15 protein-coding genes are annotated in these 16,226 nt (G+C 66.3%); 7 read left to right on the forward strand and 8 right to left on the reverse strand.

Annotated features, from left to right (window positions below; all coding sequences use genetic code 11):
• Positions 1–43 precede the first annotated feature (43 nt).
• Complete coding sequence (locus EF294_RS05215; protein WP_123926329.1) at positions 44–616, reverse strand: DUF4245 domain-containing protein; 573 nt, start codon at positions 614–616, stop codon at positions 44–46.
• Positions 617–783: 167 nt separating this feature from the next.
• Between EF294_RS05215 and glpX the strand changes: the two genes are divergently transcribed.
• Positions 784–1,779, forward strand: a complete 996-nt coding sequence (gene glpX / locus EF294_RS05220) for a class II fructose-bisphosphatase (RefSeq protein ID WP_123926332.1) — start codon at positions 784–786, stop codon at positions 1,777–1,779.
• A gap of 30 nt (positions 1,780–1,809) precedes the next feature.
• Positions 1,810–2,247: a hypothetical protein gene (locus EF294_RS21905; protein ID WP_246007688.1), complete on the forward strand. Its 438-nt coding sequence runs from the start codon at positions 1,810–1,812 to the stop codon at positions 2,245–2,247.
• 46 nt (positions 2,248–2,293) lie between these two features.
• Here EF294_RS21905 and EF294_RS05230 read toward each other — a convergent pair whose 3' ends face one another.
• On the reverse strand, positions 2,294–2,662 hold the full coding sequence (locus tag EF294_RS05230) for a nuclear transport factor 2 family protein (RefSeq protein ID WP_123926334.1): 369 nt from the start codon (positions 2,660–2,662) through the stop codon (positions 2,294–2,296).
• 71 nt (positions 2,663–2,733) lie between these two features.
• On the opposite strand from EF294_RS05230, the gene EF294_RS05235 reads away from it, so the two are divergent.
• Both EF294_RS05235 and EF294_RS05240 read left to right on the forward strand, forming a co-directional pair.
• Complete coding sequence (locus tag EF294_RS05235) at positions 2,734–3,597, forward strand: LysR family transcriptional regulator (protein ID WP_123926337.1); 864 nt, start codon at positions 2,734–2,736, stop codon at positions 3,595–3,597.
• A gap of 22 nt (positions 3,598–3,619) precedes the next feature.
• Positions 3,620–5,320 carry a fumarate hydratase gene (locus EF294_RS05240; RefSeq protein WP_123926340.1) on the forward strand — a complete coding sequence of 567 codons (1,701 nt, stop codon included), beginning with the start codon at positions 3,620–3,622 and terminating at the stop codon, positions 5,318–5,320.
• A 42-nt stretch (positions 5,321–5,362) separates the two neighbouring features.
• Here EF294_RS05240 and EF294_RS05245 read toward each other — a convergent pair whose 3' ends face one another.
• Positions 5,363–6,316, reverse strand: a complete 954-nt coding sequence (locus EF294_RS05245) for a type IV toxin-antitoxin system AbiEi family antitoxin domain-containing protein (protein WP_123926342.1) — start codon at positions 6,314–6,316, stop codon at positions 5,363–5,365.
• Positions 6,317–6,538: 222 nt separating this feature from the next.
• Between EF294_RS05245 and EF294_RS05250 the strand changes: the two genes are divergently transcribed.
• On the forward strand, positions 6,539–7,939 hold the full coding sequence (locus EF294_RS05250) for a class II fumarate hydratase (protein WP_123926344.1): 1,401 nt from the start codon (positions 6,539–6,541) through the stop codon (positions 7,937–7,939).
• Between the two features lie 119 nt (positions 7,940–8,058).
• On the opposite strand, the gene EF294_RS05255 is transcribed toward EF294_RS05250, so the two are convergent.
• A complete protein-coding gene (locus tag EF294_RS05255; protein WP_123926717.1) occupies positions 8,059–9,054 on the reverse strand; it encodes a L,D-transpeptidase family protein in 996 nt (331 codons plus the stop codon).
• A 193-nt stretch (positions 9,055–9,247) separates the two neighbouring features.
• On the opposite strand from EF294_RS05255, the gene EF294_RS05260 reads away from it, so the two are divergent.
• A complete protein-coding gene (locus EF294_RS05260; RefSeq protein WP_123926346.1) occupies positions 9,248–10,207 on the forward strand; it encodes a phosphotriesterase family protein in 960 nt (319 codons plus the stop codon).
• A gap of 10 nt (positions 10,208–10,217) precedes the next feature.
• Positions 10,218–11,735 carry a class I adenylate-forming enzyme family protein gene (locus EF294_RS05265; RefSeq protein WP_123926348.1) on the forward strand — a complete coding sequence of 506 codons (1,518 nt, stop codon included), beginning with the start codon at positions 10,218–10,220 and terminating at the stop codon, positions 11,733–11,735.
• 456 nt (positions 11,736–12,191) lie between these two features.
• Here the strand turns inward: EF294_RS05265 and EF294_RS05275 are convergent, their stop codons facing one another.
• From EF294_RS05275 to EF294_RS05290, 4 genes are read right to left on the reverse strand one after another with little or no spacing between them, the layout of a single operon-like run.
• The gene (locus EF294_RS05275) at positions 12,192–12,905 is read right to left on the reverse strand and encodes a TetR/AcrR family transcriptional regulator (RefSeq protein ID WP_123926351.1); all 714 of its coding nucleotides are present in this window, start codon (positions 12,903–12,905) and stop codon (positions 12,192–12,194) included.
• A gap of 28 nt (positions 12,906–12,933) precedes the next feature.
• Entirely contained in the window at positions 12,934–13,992 is a 1,059-nt protein-coding gene (locus EF294_RS05280) for a phosphotransferase family protein (protein WP_123926354.1), read from the reverse strand.
• 59 nt (positions 13,993–14,051) lie between these two features.
• Positions 14,052–15,320, reverse strand: coding sequence for an acyl-CoA dehydrogenase family protein (locus tag EF294_RS05285; RefSeq protein ID WP_123926357.1), 1,269 nt, complete (start codon positions 15,318–15,320; stop codon positions 14,052–14,054).
• Positions 15,321–15,377: 57 nt separating this feature from the next.
• Entirely contained in the window at positions 15,378–16,199 is an 822-nt protein-coding gene (locus EF294_RS05290; RefSeq protein WP_123926720.1) for an SDR family oxidoreductase, read from the reverse strand.
• Positions 16,200–16,226 lie beyond the last annotated feature (27 nt).

Here is a 16,226-nt window from a genome sequence, read left to right on the forward strand (position 1 = left end):
GATCACCTCGCTTGTGGTCTTGAGTCAGCGGAGATCTGCCGCGTCAACCCCTACCCGGCAGCGGCTGCTGCCCGATCACCGATTCGGCCATCGTGGCCATCCCGCTGTCGGAGCCGGTGGACATGACCGCGATTCGGACCGATCCCAGGTCGGTGATCCAGAATTTGTTGCCGTCGTGGGTGCTGTAGGTGACCCAATGCTGCCCGCCTATCTCGCGGGTCCCGGTACCCGACGCCACGGTCGAACCGCCGGCGAGATGGTCGACGAGTTCGTCCTCGGACGCGTCGGTCTGGGTGAGCTGCACGTAGCTACCGCTGTTGGTGATCCAGCCGACGTTGCTGACCACGTGGCCGGACACGTTCTCGCGGCTACCCGAACTCGGTTTCCAGCCGGCGGGATCCGGTGGCTGGCGAATCGGGAAGGGCAGCGTCTGCGAGTCCGAGAGCAATGCGCCCTGTACGTCGAACGGGCTGCGCCGGTCGTCGGAGGCACTTCCGGTGAGCCCCACCGAGCAGTTCCCCGAGGCGATCGCGACGAGCGCGCAGATCGCCAGCAGCGGAATGATCGACCAGATCATGTCCTTACCGTTGACGAGATGGCGCGGTTTCTGGGCCATGGGCTCAGTATTCCAGCCGACATAGTCCGTTCGGCAAATCGCCCATCCGCGGTTGACCGACCGCACGCAGCCGCCCGGATCGATCACGCCGGGCGGTGACCAGGGCATCGAGCTGACATGCGAGGATGGAGGGTAGTCGCACCGCCGCACGCCGAGGAGTCCAAGACATGACCGAAGCCACCCCCCAGGCCCCTGACCGCAACCTCGCGATGGAGTTGGTGCGAGTTACCGAGGCAGCCGCGTTGGCCGCCGGTCGCTGGGTGGGACGTGGCGACAAGAAGGGCGGCGACGGCGCCGCCGTCGATGCGATGCGCGAGTTGCTCTCGACGGTGTCGATGCGCGGCGTCGTGGTGATCGGTGAGGGCGAGAAGGACGAGGCCCCGATGCTGTTCAACGGCGAAGAGGTCGGCGACGGCAGCGGACCCGACTGCGACGTCGCGGTCGATCCCATCGACGGCACCACCCTGATGGCCGAGGGCCGCCCCAACTCGATCGCGGTGATCGCGGTGTCCGAGCGCGGCACCATGTACGACCCCTCAGCGGTGTTCTACATGGACAAGATCGCCGTGGGGCCGGAGGCCAAGGGCGCCATCAACATCGACGAATCGGTGGAGTGGAACATCCACTCGGTCGCCAAGGCCAAGGGCATCGACGTCGCCGACCTGACCGTCGTCGTCCTCGACCGGCCCCGCCACGCCGATCTGATCGGCGAGATCCGACAGGCCGGCGCCAAGATCCGACTCATCTCCGACGGCGACGTCGCGGGGTCGATCGCGGCTGCGGGCGACTACAGCACCGTCGACATGCTGATGGGTATCGGCGGTACCCCCGAGGGCATCATCACCGCTGTCGCGATGAAGTGCATGGGCGGCGAGATCCAGGGCAAGCTTTGGCCGCGCAACGAGGAAGAGCGCAGGAAGGCACTCGACGCCGGACATGATCTCGACCGTGTGCTCGGCACCAACGACCTGGTCAGTGGTGAGAACTCGTTCTTCTGCGCGACCGGCGTCACCAACGGCGACATGCTGCGCGGCGTCACCTATCGACCCGGCGGCGCCACCACACGTTCGCTGGTCATGCGTTCCAAGTCAGGCACCATTCGCCGGATCGAGGCCGTCCACAAGACCGCCAAGCTCCGCGAGTACGCACGCCTGAGCATCTGAGCCCTCGCGAGTCGTACACGGACGACACGCGTGGTTCTATATGCCACCGAGCCGGCGTCCGCTGACGGTGAGCCGGCCCTGCTGGCCTGGACGGCGGTGACCCCGGAGGAACAGGACGCCATTCGGCACAACCCGCCCCCACCGCTGCAGGGCACGTGGGGCGGCAAACCGCCGGCGAGACGGACGGTGCGACTGTTTCCCGACTACGGTCGTGACTGGCCGCTGTGGGAGAACTCCACCGAGACCTGGAACGTCGGCTACGCGACGACGCCGAACGACTACGGGCTGTCGGCGGAGTTGACGCAGCGAGTCCGGGCCTGGCACGACGTCTGGGAACAGGCACTCTCGGCGCTCGACCGCGACCCGGACGCGGTCATCGAAGCACGCTGGCGAGCCGAGGGACACCGCATCGCCGAGCTTCTCGCTGCTGAGATCGGCGACTACGCCGACATCGAGCACCGCTTCTGAAGCGCACCGGGCCGAGTTCGGTCCGGTGCGCCACTACCCCTGAGGCTCAACCGTTTCCGAGTGGGCGCGGATCGAAGGTGACCCGGATGCGGGTCATCAGTCCGTCTTCGACGTGGCTCCAGTTGGCAGTCGGCAACGTGGCGCCGTCCTTGGTCACCAGGTCGAACCAGGTGATGACGTCATCACCGTCGGCCACTCGGGCGTGCAGGACCAGGTCGTCCATGATCGATTCGGCCATGCCCCGAAGTCCTGCGAGGCAAGCGTCGGCGCCGTCGGCGACACCCATGACGCCGACGAAGCTCACGTCGGGGGCGAGCACAGACCGCAACCGATCGAAATCTCTTGTGCGCCAAGCATCGAAGTAGGTCTCGGCGACGGTGCGGGTGGTCTCGGTGGTGGAGATCATCTCTGTCATGACTCCAGGGTGGAGTCCGAGGGTTCCATCCGTCCAACAGATCTTTCGGATAGCACCTATCATTTCCAGCAATGGAACTGCATCAGCTGCGGTACGTGATCGCGGTCGTCGACGCCGGCACCTTCACCGCCGGCGCGCAGACCGTGCGTGTCAGCCAGTCCGGGGTGTCCACCCAGATCGCGAAGCTCGAACGCGAACTGGGCGTGACGCTTTTCGATCGCACCTCTCGGCGGGTATCGCTCACCGAGGAGGGGCGCAGCCTGCTGCCGGCGATCCGCCAGGCACTGAGCGGCCTCGACGCCGTCACCGACACGGCCAACGCGATCCGCGGTGTGATGACCGGATCACTGCGTGTCGGGGCCGTCACCGGACTGACCTGGGATCCGCTCGTCGACGCCCTTGCGGTGATGCACGACAGTCACCCGGGGATCGACGTCCGGCTGATCGAGGGTCTCTCCGACGATCTGATACGCGCGGTGCGTGACGGCGGGCTCGACGTCGCCGTTGCCGGATGGGCGGGCGCGGCGCCGGCCGACCTGCTCACCCGCGTCATCGTCGAGGATGCGTTGTGCGCGGTCCTCGCCCCCGATCATCCGTGGGCGTCGTCGACGACCCTGGACACCGCGCGACTGTTGACCGCCGACCTGATCTCCCTGCCGGTCGGTACCGGGGCACGCGGCGCTCTCGATGCCGCAGCTGCTCGCATCGGGATGACCGCGACCCCACGGTGGGAGGTGACGACGCCCGCCCAGGTGAGCCTGCTGGCCCGTCGCGGCATCGGCGTCGGTGCGCTCAGCGAGAACACCGCCGCCGGCTTCGACGGCGTCGTCGCGGTACCCCTGGCCGACACGGCAGCCCGCTCGAGTCTCGGGGTCGTCTCGCGTCGCGAACCGTCGGCGGCCGCGCAGGCGTTCCGCTCCCTGCTCGGGCTCTGAGGTGCCGCGCTAGGATTTCCGCGTGAGCAAACCAGCCCTTGCTCCGGAGTTCCGCTATGCCGATTTGCTGCCCTCCGGCGCCGATGACACCCCGTATCGACTGATCACCACCGAGGGGGTCTCGACCTTCACCGCCGATGGTCAGACCTTCCTCAAGGTCGCCCCCGAGGCCTTGCAGCGACTGACCGCCGAGGCGATGCACGACATCAGCCACTATCTGCGGCCCGCGCACCTCGCGCAGTTGCGCAAGATCATCGACGATCCGGAGGCCTCGGGCAACGACCGCTTCGTCGCGCTCGACCTGCTCAAGAACGTCAACATCTCCGCGGGCGGCGTGCTACCCATGTGCCAGGACACCGGTACCGCGATCGTCATGGGCAAGAAGTCCGAGGGGGTGCTCACCGGGGTCACCGACGGTGAGTGGATCTCGCGCGGCGTCTACGACGCCTACACCAAGCTCAATCTGCGGTATTCGCAGCTGGCTCCCCTGACCACTTACGACGAGAAGAACACGGGCACCAATCTGCCTGCGCAGGTGGAGATCTACTCCACCGAGCAGGGACCGAAGGGCCCCGAATACAAGTTCCTGTTCATGGCCAAGGGTGGCGGTAGCGCCAACAAGTCGTTCCTGTTCCAGGAGACCAAGGCCATCCTCAATCCCAAGCGGCTGCTGGAGTTCCTGGACGAGAAGATCCGCTCCCTCGGCACCGCAGCCTGCCCGCCATATCACCTCGCGGTGGTCATCGGCGGAACCTCCGCCGAGTTCGCCCTGAAAACGGCGAAATACGCCTCGGCGCACTACCTCGACACCCTGCCCACCGAGGGATCGATGGCCGCCCACGGCTTCCGGGACGTGGAATTGGAGGAGGAGGTGTTCAAGCTCACCCAATCCTTCGGCATCGGAGCACAATTCGGCGGCAAGTACTTCTGCCACGACGTCCGCGTCGTCCGGCTGCCGCGCCACGGCGCCTCCTGTCCGGTCGCGATCGCGGTGTCGTGTTCGGCTGACCGCCAGGCATTGGGCAAGATCACCGCCGACGGCGTGTTCCTCGAGCAGCTCGAAACCGATCCCGCGCAGTACATGCCGGACGCCGGCGTCGCCGAGGACATCGAGGGGGGCGCGGTCGTCGACATCGATCTGAACCGCCCGATGAGTGAGATCCTCGCGGAGCTGTCCAACTACCCTGTCAAGACCCGGCTTTCGCTCACCGGCCCGCTCGTCGTCGCCCGAGACATCGCGCATGCCAAGATCGCCGAGCGCCTCGACGCGGGCGAACCCATGCCGCAGTACCTCCGCGATCACCCTGTCTACTACGCCGGACCGGCGAAGACCCCGGAGGGTATGGCCTCGGGCTCGTTCGGACCGACCACGGCCGGCCGCATGGACTCCTACGTCGAGAAATTCCAGGCGGCGGGCGGCTCGATGGTGATGCTGGCCAAAGGCAACCGCTCCAAGCAGGTCACCAATGCCTGTGCGGCACACGGTGGTTTCTACCTCGGCTCGATCGGCGGCCCGGCCGCACGGCTGGCGCTCGATTGCATCAGGAGCCAGGAGGTCATCGAATACCCCGAGCTCGGCATGGAAGCCGTCTGGAAGATCGAGGTGGAGAACTTCCCGGCGTTCATCGTCGTCGACGACAAGGGCAACGACTTCTTCACCGATCCGGGCGGCGCGGTGACCGTCCCGCTGGGCGGGGTGCGCATCCGGTCGAAGGAGCGCTGAGCGGGCTTACGCCGTAGATCGATGCCACCATGTGACACCGATCTACGGCGATGACGGACATGCCGGGCATCCGGCGACGGTTCCCCGCCATCCGCGGGCGTGCAGTGCGCAGGCGATCTTCGTCGCTGTGGCACACGGACGTTCGTACACCTGTCCCCATCCCAGACGAAGCGTCAGCCGATCGCCGTGAACCGCGGCGTCGAGGTCACGTTCGAGGTCGCGGTCGCGTGCCACCGGACCGTCGTGACCGAGTCGGCCGTCGAGTTCGACGACGAGACCGAAGTCGACGTACTCCACATCGCGCAGGCCCCGACGCCCCACGGTGGTCGGCGCCTGCCGGATCGGCGCAGGAAGACCATGGGCCCGTTCGACTTTCGTCAGGTATCCGTGCTCGAGAACCGAACACGTGCCGTCCCGAATATCACGGAGAACGCCCTCGACGAACCGTCGGTGCGCGATCCGTGGCCGGCGGCGCAGCGCCGCGAGCAGGCGGTCTGCGGTGGTTCGGCGAGCCTGCACCGCATCTGCCAGGCAGGCGATGACGCGCGCCGCCGACGACGACGCATCGACGACATCGAGCACGGCCTCCTCGATACGCACGCGCGGTGGACGCGCATGCCAGAGCACCCTGTCGTCCAGCCGAGACCCGTAGTGGACGACCACACCCCGGCGTCTGGTCACCCGGCGTTGTCGGTCGACGACGATGTGCACCGGCTGGGTCGGCGCCACGTCGCCGTCGAGTATCGCCGATGAGTGGCTCAGGGCCGCCGGAAACGCGTCGAGTAACGCACTCCACTGGCGCTGTCGTGCAGTCAGTGGCCCGGTGTGATCGACATAGACGCCGGGGAACACCGTCGCCCATTCCCGGCGTCGCACCATGCGGCGGACGAAAGCTGCGGAGAATCCACAGTCGATCACCTGCCCGCGGGTGACGACACCGTCCTGCGACGCGAGCAGGTAGTCGAGACGAGCCGTGTCGGGCGGAGCAACGGTCATGGCGCACAGTGTGACCGCCGACGGCGCCGTCGGTCGCCCGCGAGGAGGATCTGTGGACAACTCGGTCGAGACCACCACTTGTGCCGTACTTTCGTGTCGCCCAGTGACACCGATCTACGGCACAGAGCTGTCGACGGGCCTGCGCGCCGGGCTCCGACGGTGACGAGTAGCGTGAATTGAGGTAGTCCTAACTCGCCGTCGACCATCGGAGGACGCAGCACCATGACCGAGCAGCAGTACCGCATCGAGTACGACACCATGGGCGAGGTCAAAGTCCCCGTCGACGCGCTGTGGCGGGCCCAGACCCAGCGCGCCGTCGAGAACTTCCCGATCAGCCACCGCCCGCTCGAACGCACCCAGATCCGGGCGATGGGACTGCTCAAGGCGGCGTGCGCGCAGGTCAACAAGGATCTCGGGCTCCTCGATGCGGCGAAGGCCGACGCCATCATCGCCGCGGCCAAGGAGATCGCCGACGGTAAGCATGACGACCAGTTCCCCATCGACGTGTTCCAGACCGGCTCGGGCACCAGCTCCAACATGAACGCCAACGAGGTCATCGCCTCGATCGCCAAGGCGACCGGCGTCGAGGTCCATCCCAACGACCACGTCAACATGTCGCAGTCGTCCAACGACACCTTCCCGACCGCCACCCACGTCGCGGCCACCGAGGCCGCGGTCAGCGATCTGATCCCGGCGCTCGACCATCTCCGGTTGGCATTGTTGGAGAAGTCGAACGAGTGGCGTGAGGTCGTCAAGAGCGGTCGCACCCACCTGATGGATGCCGTACCGGTGACCCTGGGCCAGGAGTTCGGTGGCTATGCCCGCCAGGTCGAGGCCGGTATCGAGCGCATCACCTCAACACTTCCCCGGGTCGGCGAACTGCCGATCGGCGGAACCGCCGTCGGCACCGGTCTCAACGCGCCGGCCGGCTTCGGCACCAAGGTCGTCGCCGAACTGCGCAAGCTCACCGACGTCGACGCCCTCTCGCTCGCCAAGGACAACTTCGAGGCCCAGGCCGCCCGGGACGGGCTGGTCGAACTGTCGGGGCAGCTGAAGACGGTCGCGGTGTCGCTGACCAAGATCGCCAATGACGTTCGTTGGATGGGGTCGGGCCCGCTCACCGGCCTCGGCGAGATCCAACTGCCCGACCTGCAGCCCGGCAGCTCGATCATGCCCGGCAAGGTCAATCCCGTTCTGCCCGAAGCGGTCACCCAGGTCGCCGCGCAGGTCGTCGGCAACGACGCCGCGGTCACCTGGGGTGGCGGCAACGGCGCCTTCGAGCTGAATGTGTACATCCCGATGATGGCGCGCAACGTGCTGGAGTCGCTCAAGTTGCTGGCCAACGTGTCCCGGCTGTTCGCCGACCGCTGCATCTCCGGCCTCGTCGCCCACGAGGAGCGTCTCAAGACGCTTGCCGAGAGTTCTCCGTCGATCGTCACCCCGCTCAACTCGGCGATCGGATACGAGGAGGCGGCCGCGGTCGCCAAACAAGCCCTCAAGGAGGGCACGACGATTCGGCAGAGCGTCATCGATCGCGGCCTCATCGGCGACAAGCTCAGCGAGGCCGAGCTCGACAAGCGGCTCGACGTGCTGAAGATGGCGAATCTCGACCGCGAACGCTGATCGGCGAATCCCGACCCGCCACGAAGATCCCGGACGCTGCACCCCGACCACCGACACGGCTACGCCGCCGATCCCACACGGATCGACGGCGTCGCCTCGTCACCTCACGGATATGGTTGTCAGCCACCGACTCCCAGCATGGACGGCAGGATGCCGACCAGTTGGTTGAGCAACTGGGTCAGGCCATTGTCGTCGAGGAGTCCACTCGTGGCACCCGGCGTGGACATCGTGGTTCCCGACTGGGGGGTTCCCGACTGGGGCGTTGATTGCGGTCCCGTGGACTGCGGCGCCGTGGACTGCGGTGTCGTCAGCGCCGGCGCATTACCCGTGGGCGCAACCTGATTGACGCCGATGGTGATCTTCGGGCTCTTGGCGGGATCGAGCCAGGTCAAGATGTTGCGTAGCACATCCTTGTCGATCGCCACGCATCCCATCGTCGGTTCGCCGGTGCTGGCGTGAAGGAAGATCGCCGACGCCTTGCCGGGAATGCGCTGCGGATTGGACGCGATGTTCACCGCGTAGTCGTACGCGGGTCCGGCGTCGTAGAGGTTCTCGCTGTCCCCACCGGGGCTCTGTGTCTGGTGCACGTGTGTGTTGTAGGTCGGCGACTTCATGTCCGAATCCCACCAATCCTGGCGTGTCACCTGGAAGTACGGCATCTTGGTACCGGGATTGGCCAGCCGCCCGAAGGCCTGGTCGAGGGCGAAGGTGCCCTGCGGGGTGCGGTAGACGTTGTCGGCGGGCTCACCCATTCCCACTTCGCCCAGGAATGCCTGGGTCGGCCCGAACACCGGCCTCCAGCTACCACTGGTGGAGTCGCGCTCGAACGCGGTGAGCGTCGCCTTCTGGTCGCTGGCCTTGGGTGCGGTCACGACGATCAGTTGACTCGTCTGACTCGTCTGCGTCCCGCCGCCGGACGAGCCGGTCCCGGAGAGTGTGTCGAGGACCTTGTCGAGTTCGGGGATACCGGTCTGCGGAATGCTGATGCCACCGGGCAGCGTCGCACCGGGAGTGGCCGGGGTCGTCGGCGTGGTCGATGGGGCGGCAGTAGCGATGCCGGCACCACCGGCGAAAGCCGCCAACACCGCAATCACCATCAGTCCCAGAAACCTCATTCGCCTCATCAGTAACTTCAGCACCACACCAGTGTGGCAAAAGGCAAGAGGAGATGAGTCTCGCGATGATCACGGTGCGGCATGGATCCGATCACCGCGCCCACCTTGAATCTGAACTCACCCTCAATTAGGGTCCTTTCAGTGATGTAGACCACAGTGCACTACGGATCTCACTCGCATCGAAGGGAAGCGCATGTCCACCGTCACCACCGTCACCGGTCCGATCTCCTCGGACCAACTCGGTCACACCCTCATCCACGAACACGTCTTCGTTGTCGGCGAGGAGTATCGGATCAACTATCAGGGCGACTGGGACGAAGAGCGCCAGATCGCCGAGGCCGTCCGCGACCTCAACGAACTCAAGTCCCTGGGCATCGACACGATCCTCGACCCGACAGTCCTCGGTCTCGGTCGATACATCCCCCGCATTCAGAAGATCGCCGAGCAGATCGACCTGAACATCGTCGTCGCGACCGGGCTCTACACCTACAACGAAATCCCCTTCCAATTCCACTACACCGGCCCGGGCCTGCTCTTCGACGTCGACGAACCGCTCGTCACCTATTTCGTGCGCGATCTCACCGAGGGCATCGCCGGCACCGGCGTGCGAGCGGCGTTCTTGAAGTGCGCCATCGAGGAACAGGGACTCACCCCGGGAGTCGAGCGGGTGATGCGCGCGGTCGGGCAGGCCAGTGTCGCCACCGGCGCGCCCATCACCGTGCACACCAATCCGCACACCGAATCCGGGCTCGTTGCCCAGCGTGTGCTCACCGAGGAGGGCGTTGATCTGAGCAAAGTCGTCATCGGACATTCCGGAGACAGCACCGACCTCGACTACCTGATGAAGATCGCCGATGCCGGGTCCATCCTGGGCATGGATCGGTTCGGGCTGGATGTCTTGTTGCCCTTCGACGATCGCATCAACACCATTGTCGAACTGTGCAAGCGCGGATACGCCGACCGCATCGGGCTCGCGCACGACGCCGCGTGCTTCATCGACTGGTTCGATCCCGAGGCCAAGAAGCAGACCGTGCCCAAGTGGAATTACCGCCATATCAGCGAGGACGTCCTACCGACCCTGCGTGAACGCGGAGTCTCCGACGAGCAGATCACCACGATGCTCGTCGAGGTCCCCCGCCGCTACTTCGAGTGAGAGCTACCTCATGAACACTCCTGCCGCAGCCAATCCTGTTGCTGCCCTGTGGAAAAACTCTGAGCAGCACCCCGATCGCATCGCGGTGCGCAGCGGGCCGCGTACGCTGACCTACGCCGACCTTCGGGCCCGAATCGCCCGCGCCGCGGCACGGTTCGCTGCCGCCGGGGTGGGCCCCGGGGATCGCGTTCTGCTCATCGCACCGACCATCCCCGAATTCCCGATCGTCTACTACGGTCTGCACACCCTCGGCGCCACCGTCATCACCATGAACGTGATGTCGACGGTTCCTGAGATCCAGTACGTCGTCGAGGATTCGGGCACGATGCTGATCGTCGCCTGGCGGGACTGTGCGACCAATGCCTGCGCGGTCGCCGAGCAGCGTGGGTTGCCCTTCACCGAGATCCGGCCCTTCGAGGAAGATCCCACCGAGATCGAGGGTGTGACCACGTATGTCGAGCGCGCCGAGCACGAGACCGCGGTGATCCTCTACACCTCCGGCACCACCGGCAAACCCAAGGGCGCGCAGCTGAGCATCGCGAACGTCAACGCCGCACCACAGGCGTTTCGCGAAGCATTGCGCCTGCACGACACCGAGCGATGGGCCACCGCATTACCGCTGTTCCACTGTTTCGGCCAAGTGGTCGTGATGCACGGCGCACTCACCTGGGCGGGGACGTTGTCGCTGATGAGCCCCTTCACGCCGACCGAGTTCATGGATCGCCTGCGCGACGAGCACATCACGATTGCCTGCGGGGTGCCCACCATGTGGAACGCCATGCTGCAGATCACCGGGGGTTACACCCCAGGCGATTTCGCCGACCTGCGACTGGCCTGCTCGGGCGGCGCCTCTCTTCCCGGTGAGGTGATCCGCGTCTTCGAGGAGCGGTTCGGCTGCTCCATCCTGGAGGGCTACGGCCTCACCGAGACCGCGGGCACCGCCACCTTCCGCAATCTCGACGGCCCGCCCAAGGTGGGGACCGTCGGGACAGCGCTGCCGGGATTCCGGATCGAGATCCGCGACCCGGACGGCACCGTCCTGCCCGCCGGCGAGGTCGGCGAGATCGTCATCACCGGCCCGACAGTGATGACCGGCTACTGGAATCGGCCCGACGCCACCGCGGCCGAACTCGTCGACGGATGGCTGCGCACCGGCGATCTGGGCTCGATGGACGCCGACGGCGACATCCGGATCGTCGATCGCGCCAAGGACCTCATCATCCGCGGCGGCTACAACGTGTATCCCCGTGAGGTCGAGGAGGTCCTCTACACCCACCCCGACATCGTCGAGGTCGCTGTCATCGGCGTACCCGACGACCATTACGGCGAGGAGATCGCCGCGGTCATCGCGGCGCGTCCGGGTACCACAATCGAGCAGGATGCGTTGCGCGAGTGGGCAAAAGAACGTCTGTCGGCTTACAAGGTACCGCGCATCGTGCACGTCGTCGACGAACTCCCCAAAGGGGCAACCGGCAAGATCCTCAAGCGGGCCATCGACCGCGCACCGTTTGCCTCGGTTCCGAACTGACCAAGGATCCACCACTGCGCCATGTCGTCGGCCCTACACGACGGTCCACGATCGCGAGGTCCTCGGCGACACCGCCTCTCGACGAGGTGGCGGCCTCCACCGTGCGACTGGCGCAATCGATACCGCTCGACGACCCGCGCACCGTGATCGACGAACACCCCAGCGGCATGTACTCAGGGATACGGGGGCACCGCCCGCATCATCGACGAGAGGAAACGGGCAAACCCGGATTTCGATATCCGTTACGACGACTTCCCGATCCAACACCGGCGCCGGACACACTGCTCCGCTAGGCAATTCCACGGGCGTCGGCAGTGCCAGACGAACCGTCTACGCCAATCCGAACACACCGCGGCCACGGGATTCGACACCCAAGTAAGACCCGACTACCTCGATCTGGCCCTGCCGGCCCGGCAACCGACCGCGCTGATGTGCGTCCCACCGGCCAGAGGGCGATCACCGCAGAGGCGGTCGGCGATCACCACTCCGTAAGCCGATGGCGTTGGCCCACAACCGGGTTGCAGTGAACACCATCTGGTCCAGATCGGCGTCAGCGCCGAGCGCGAAGGCCTGGTAGGCCATCCGCGAGACCATTCCCGAGAGCGCGCTCGCCGCCGCCAGCGGGTCGAGTTCTGGATCAGCGAGCCCGCGGTCCTGGAGATCCTTGATGTGCCTGGCATTTCGGGTGGCGAACACGAGCCCACGCCGACGACGCTTCTCGCGGAACTCCGGGATGTTGGCCGTCACCTGCTCAAGAACGAGCCGCAATCCGGCGTTGCGCTTGTACGCCTCGAAGTACGCCCGATTGGCGGCCTCGAGCACCGCATACGGATCTTCATGCGGATCGGTCTCGACGTGTGGGAGCCCGGGATGCAACATGTCCTCGTGGGCGAGCGCGAGGACGGCATCGAGGACCTCTTCCTTGCTGTCGAAATAGGTGTAAAAGGTGCCCGTCGAACATTTCGCCTCGGCCGTGATGTCGGTGAGTCGCGCGTCGGAGAAGCCGTCGCGCTCGAAGATCCGTCGCGCGGCGGCGATCAGGGTGGCGCGGGTGCGCTCGCCGCGCGCGGTCACTGGCGGGGCCTTGTCGCCATCGGTCACCGCCAGCGGAGGCAGTGGCTGCTCCCCCGCCGGCCGTGTCCCCACCGCGCGCGAATCACGTGCAGTCATGCCGACATCTTCTCACCCGTCGGCGTTGTCATCCGAGTCCGGCCGCGTCGGCGACGGCGACGGCCCGCGCGACCAGACTGTCGATCACCTCGTTGGTGGGGACACCGGCGGCAGCTCGGTTCGCCGGATTGTCCCGTGCACGACGGAGCACGCCCTCGGCGATGATCGCGACCTTCCACAGTCCGAGTGCGTGCCAAAACTGCAGGGCTCTCGCATCGCGGCCGGTACGGTCGAGGTACATCTCGGCCAGCTCGTCGCGGGTCGGGAACCCCTCGAGCAGCTCCACCGGTGCCGCACTGAGTGGCGGTTCACCGGCCGCTGGCCAGTACGCCAAGGTGCTACCGATGTCGGCGAGCGGATCACCCAGGGTCGACAACTCCCAGTCCAGAGCCGCCCGTGCCCTTCCCTCGTCCGGATCGATCATGACGTTGCGGATGTGGAAGTCCCCATGCACCAGTCGGGTCTCCCGTTGTTCGGGGGCACTTGCCGACAGTCGGCGGGTCAACTCGTCCAGCGCCGGGATCTCGCGGGTCTTCGACTTCTCCCACTGCCCGCTCCACCTCTTGAGTTGGCGTGCCGCGTAGGGCTTGTGGCTCGCCAAGTCAGCCAGGCCGACCTGCTCGATGTCCACGTCGTGGATACGAGCGAGGGTGTCGATCATCGACTCACCCACCGCCCGCCGTATCGCGGGCGAGAGCGCTCGCGCCGCCGGGAGCCGGTCCAGGACCACACCGTCCACGAACTCCATCACCACCAGCGGAACAGGACTGACCGACTCGTTGAGGCACACACCGAGGACTGCCGGAACGGCAACGTCGGTCGGGGCCAACGCAGTGAGGATGCGCGCCTCGCGCACCACGTCATGCGCCGATGCCAGCAGACTACCGACCGGCGGGCGACGCACCACCCAGCGGCCGTCGGCGTCGTCGGTGAGGAGATAGGTCAGATTCGACTGACCGAGACCGACGCGTGTGCACCGCACCGTGCCGGTCCACTTGATACCCGCTTCGCGCAGCCAGGCAAGCAGGGCGACGGGATCGACCTCGACGATCTCCGCCAGGGCCCCCGCCACACCGGTCTCACTCATCGCCCACTCCCCACTCGATCACCGGACCCTCTTACACCACAACGACTTTCCGGCTCCGATCAGTATCGGGCCGAGAGCGCGTCGTCGGACACCCCGGCCACCGTCTCCGGTACCGTGGCGGCTTCCCGGTAGCGGCGCAACTCGCGGCGAGCGATCGCGCGCTTGTGTACCTCGTCGGGACCGTCGGCCAGACGTAGCGTGCGCAGGTGCGCGTAGGCCATGGCCAGTGGGAAGTCGTCGGTCACACCGGCACCTCCGTGGACCTGGATGGCGCGGTCGATGATCTTGAGCGCCATGTTGGGCGCCGCCACCTTGATAGCGGCAATCTCGGTCGCCGCGGCCTTGTTGCCGACGGTATCCATCATGTAGGCAGCCTTGAGGGTCAGCAGCCGCACCATCTCGATATCGATGCGCGCCTCTGCGATCCAGTCCTGAATGTTGGCGCGATCGGCGAGTGGCTGTCCGAAGGTCGAGCGCGCGGCCGCTCGGCGACACATGAGTTCCAGCGCCCGCTCGGCCATTCCGATGGTACGCATGCAGTGATGGATGCGGCCCGGCCCCAACCGCGCCTGGGCGATCGCGAATCCCTCACCCTCGCCTTTGAGGACGTCGGTCGCAGGCACCCGGACGTTCTCGAACACCAACTCGCCGTGGCTCTCCCGGTCGACGTAACCGAAGACGGGCAGGTTGCGCAGGATGGTGAGGCCTTCGGCATCCGTAGGCACCACCATCATCGACTGCTGCCGGTGGGTCGGGGCCGTGGGATCGGTCTTGCCCATCACGATGAGCACCTTGCAGTCGGGCCGCACCGCGTTGGAGGCGAACCACTTTCGTCCGTTGAGCACATACTCGTCCCCGTCGCGGACCATCCGCAACTCGATGGTGGTCGCGTCGGAACTGGCGACCGCGGGCTCGGTCATCGCGAATGCCGAGGCGATCTCACCGTCGAGCAGCGGCGTGAGGTAGCGCCGCTTGTGTTCGTCGGTGCCGAAGAGGGTCAGTACCTCGATGTTCCCGGTGTCGGGGGCATTGCAATTGAACACCTCCGGCGCCCAACCGACCCGTCCCATGATCTCGGCGAGGTGCGCGTACTCCACATTCGACAGTCCCGGCCCCCATTCGGCGTAGGGATGGAACAGATTCCACAGTCCTTTGGCCTTGGCCTTGGCCTTGAGATCGATCAGAATGTCCGGGGTGGCGTGGGGATTGGCCGACTCCCGCATCTGTTGGTCGTAGACGGCCTCGTTGGGATAGATGTAGGTGTCCATGAAGGCCAGCAGTTTCTGCCGGTATTCCTCGGCGCGCGCAGACGGCTCGAACAGTGTCATGGTTGCCTCCTCGATGAGAGCGATTGCGGTCTCGACGGATTCGCCGCCGTCGGCGCTTCAGGCGTCCTGCGGTGCGAGCAGCGCGGCCTGATACCGCCGCATCCCGCGCAACCACCTGTTGTAGTCGGCACCCTTCTGTCGGTACATCTCGAGCACCTCCGGATGCGGCAGGACCAGGAACCGCTCATCAGCTATCGCCGCCAACACGAGGTCGGCGACCTCCTCGGGGGTGATCACCGCGCCGGCGGTCTCGACCGCCCGTTGCATCAGGCGCCCGCCGTCGGTATCCGGTGCATGGTCAGGACGTAGCAGCTTGGTGTCGACGCCCATCGGACACAGGCAACTGACACGTATTCCTGCGTCGCCGTAGGTGGCGCTGAGCCACTCGGCGAACCCGACCGCCGCGTGCTTGGTCACCGAGTAGGTCGCCGAGCCCAGTTGGGTGAGCAAACCCGCCGCCGACGCAGTACTGATGAAGTATCCGCGGCCGCGTTCGGTCCACTCGGGCACGAGCCGACGCGCGGCGCGTACGTGCGCCATCAGGTTCACGTCGATGACGGTGTCCCAGTCGTCGTCGGTGGCATCCAGACCAGCCGCACCGCCGATCCCGGCGTTGGCGAAATACAGATCGACGGGGCCGAACTGCTCACCGGCCGTGGAAAGCACGTCGTCGATGTGCGCGTTGTCCGAGGCGTCGCCGGCCAGCGCAATCGCCTGGCCGCCGGCCTCGGTGATCGCCTCGGCGGTACGCGCGACGGCGTCGGAATCAAGGTCGGTCAGCACCACCCGGACGCCGGCAGCGCTCAACGCGCGGGCAATCGCACCACCGATGCCGCCGCCCGCACCCGTGACCACGGCAACTGCATTCCGGATCTCCATGCCCCGACCGTACTTGAACCCGGTTTC

Origin of the sequence: Gordonia oryzae (genome assembly GCF_003797185.1) — a bacterium.
In the GTDB taxonomy this organism is placed as follows: Bacteria; Actinomycetota; Actinomycetes; order Mycobacteriales; family Mycobacteriaceae; genus Gordonia; species Gordonia oryzae.

What these genes read in the sequence shown, in the direction of transcription:
- EF294_RS05245 (WP_123926342.1), bottom strand. Translation starts at nt 6,316, where the DNA reads ATGACCGTTGCTCCGCCCGACACGGCTCGTCTCGACTACCTGCTCGCG.
- EF294_RS05260 (WP_123926346.1), top strand. Translation starts at nt 9,248, where the DNA reads ATGTCCACCGTCACCACCGTCACCGGTCCGATCTCCTCGGACCAACTC.
- EF294_RS05215 (WP_123926329.1), bottom strand. Translation starts at nt 616, where the DNA reads ATGGCCCAGAAACCGCGCCATCTCGTCAACGGTAAGGACATGATCTGG.
- glpX (WP_123926332.1), top strand. Translation starts at nt 784, where the DNA reads ATGACCGAAGCCACCCCCCAGGCCCCTGACCGCAACCTCGCGATGGAG.
- EF294_RS05235 (WP_123926337.1), top strand. Translation starts at nt 2,734, where the DNA reads ATGGAACTGCATCAGCTGCGGTACGTGATCGCGGTCGTCGACGCCGGC.
- EF294_RS05255 (WP_123926717.1), bottom strand. Translation starts at nt 9,054, where the DNA reads ATGAGGTTTCTGGGACTGATGGTGATTGCGGTGTTGGCGGCTTTCGCC.
- EF294_RS05250 (WP_123926344.1), top strand. Translation starts at nt 6,539, where the DNA reads ATGACCGAGCAGCAGTACCGCATCGAGTACGACACCATGGGCGAGGTC.
- EF294_RS05280 (WP_123926354.1), bottom strand. Translation starts at nt 13,992, where the DNA reads ATGAGTGAGACCGGTGTGGCGGGGGCCCTGGCGGAGATCGTCGAGGTC.
- EF294_RS05290 (WP_123926720.1), bottom strand. Translation starts at nt 16,199, where the DNA reads ATGGAGATCCGGAATGCAGTTGCCGTGGTCACGGGTGCGGGCGGCGGC.
- EF294_RS05230 (WP_123926334.1), bottom strand. Translation starts at nt 2,662, where the DNA reads ATGACAGAGATGATCTCCACCACCGAGACCACCCGCACCGTCGCCGAG.
- EF294_RS05275 (WP_123926351.1), bottom strand. Translation starts at nt 12,905, where the DNA reads ATGACTGCACGTGATTCGCGCGCGGTGGGGACACGGCCGGCGGGGGAG.
- EF294_RS05265 (WP_123926348.1), top strand. Translation starts at nt 10,218, where the DNA reads ATGAACACTCCTGCCGCAGCCAATCCTGTTGCTGCCCTGTGGAAAAAC.
- EF294_RS05285 (WP_123926357.1), bottom strand. Translation starts at nt 15,320, where the DNA reads ATGACACTGTTCGAGCCGTCTGCGCGCGCCGAGGAATACCGGCAGAAA.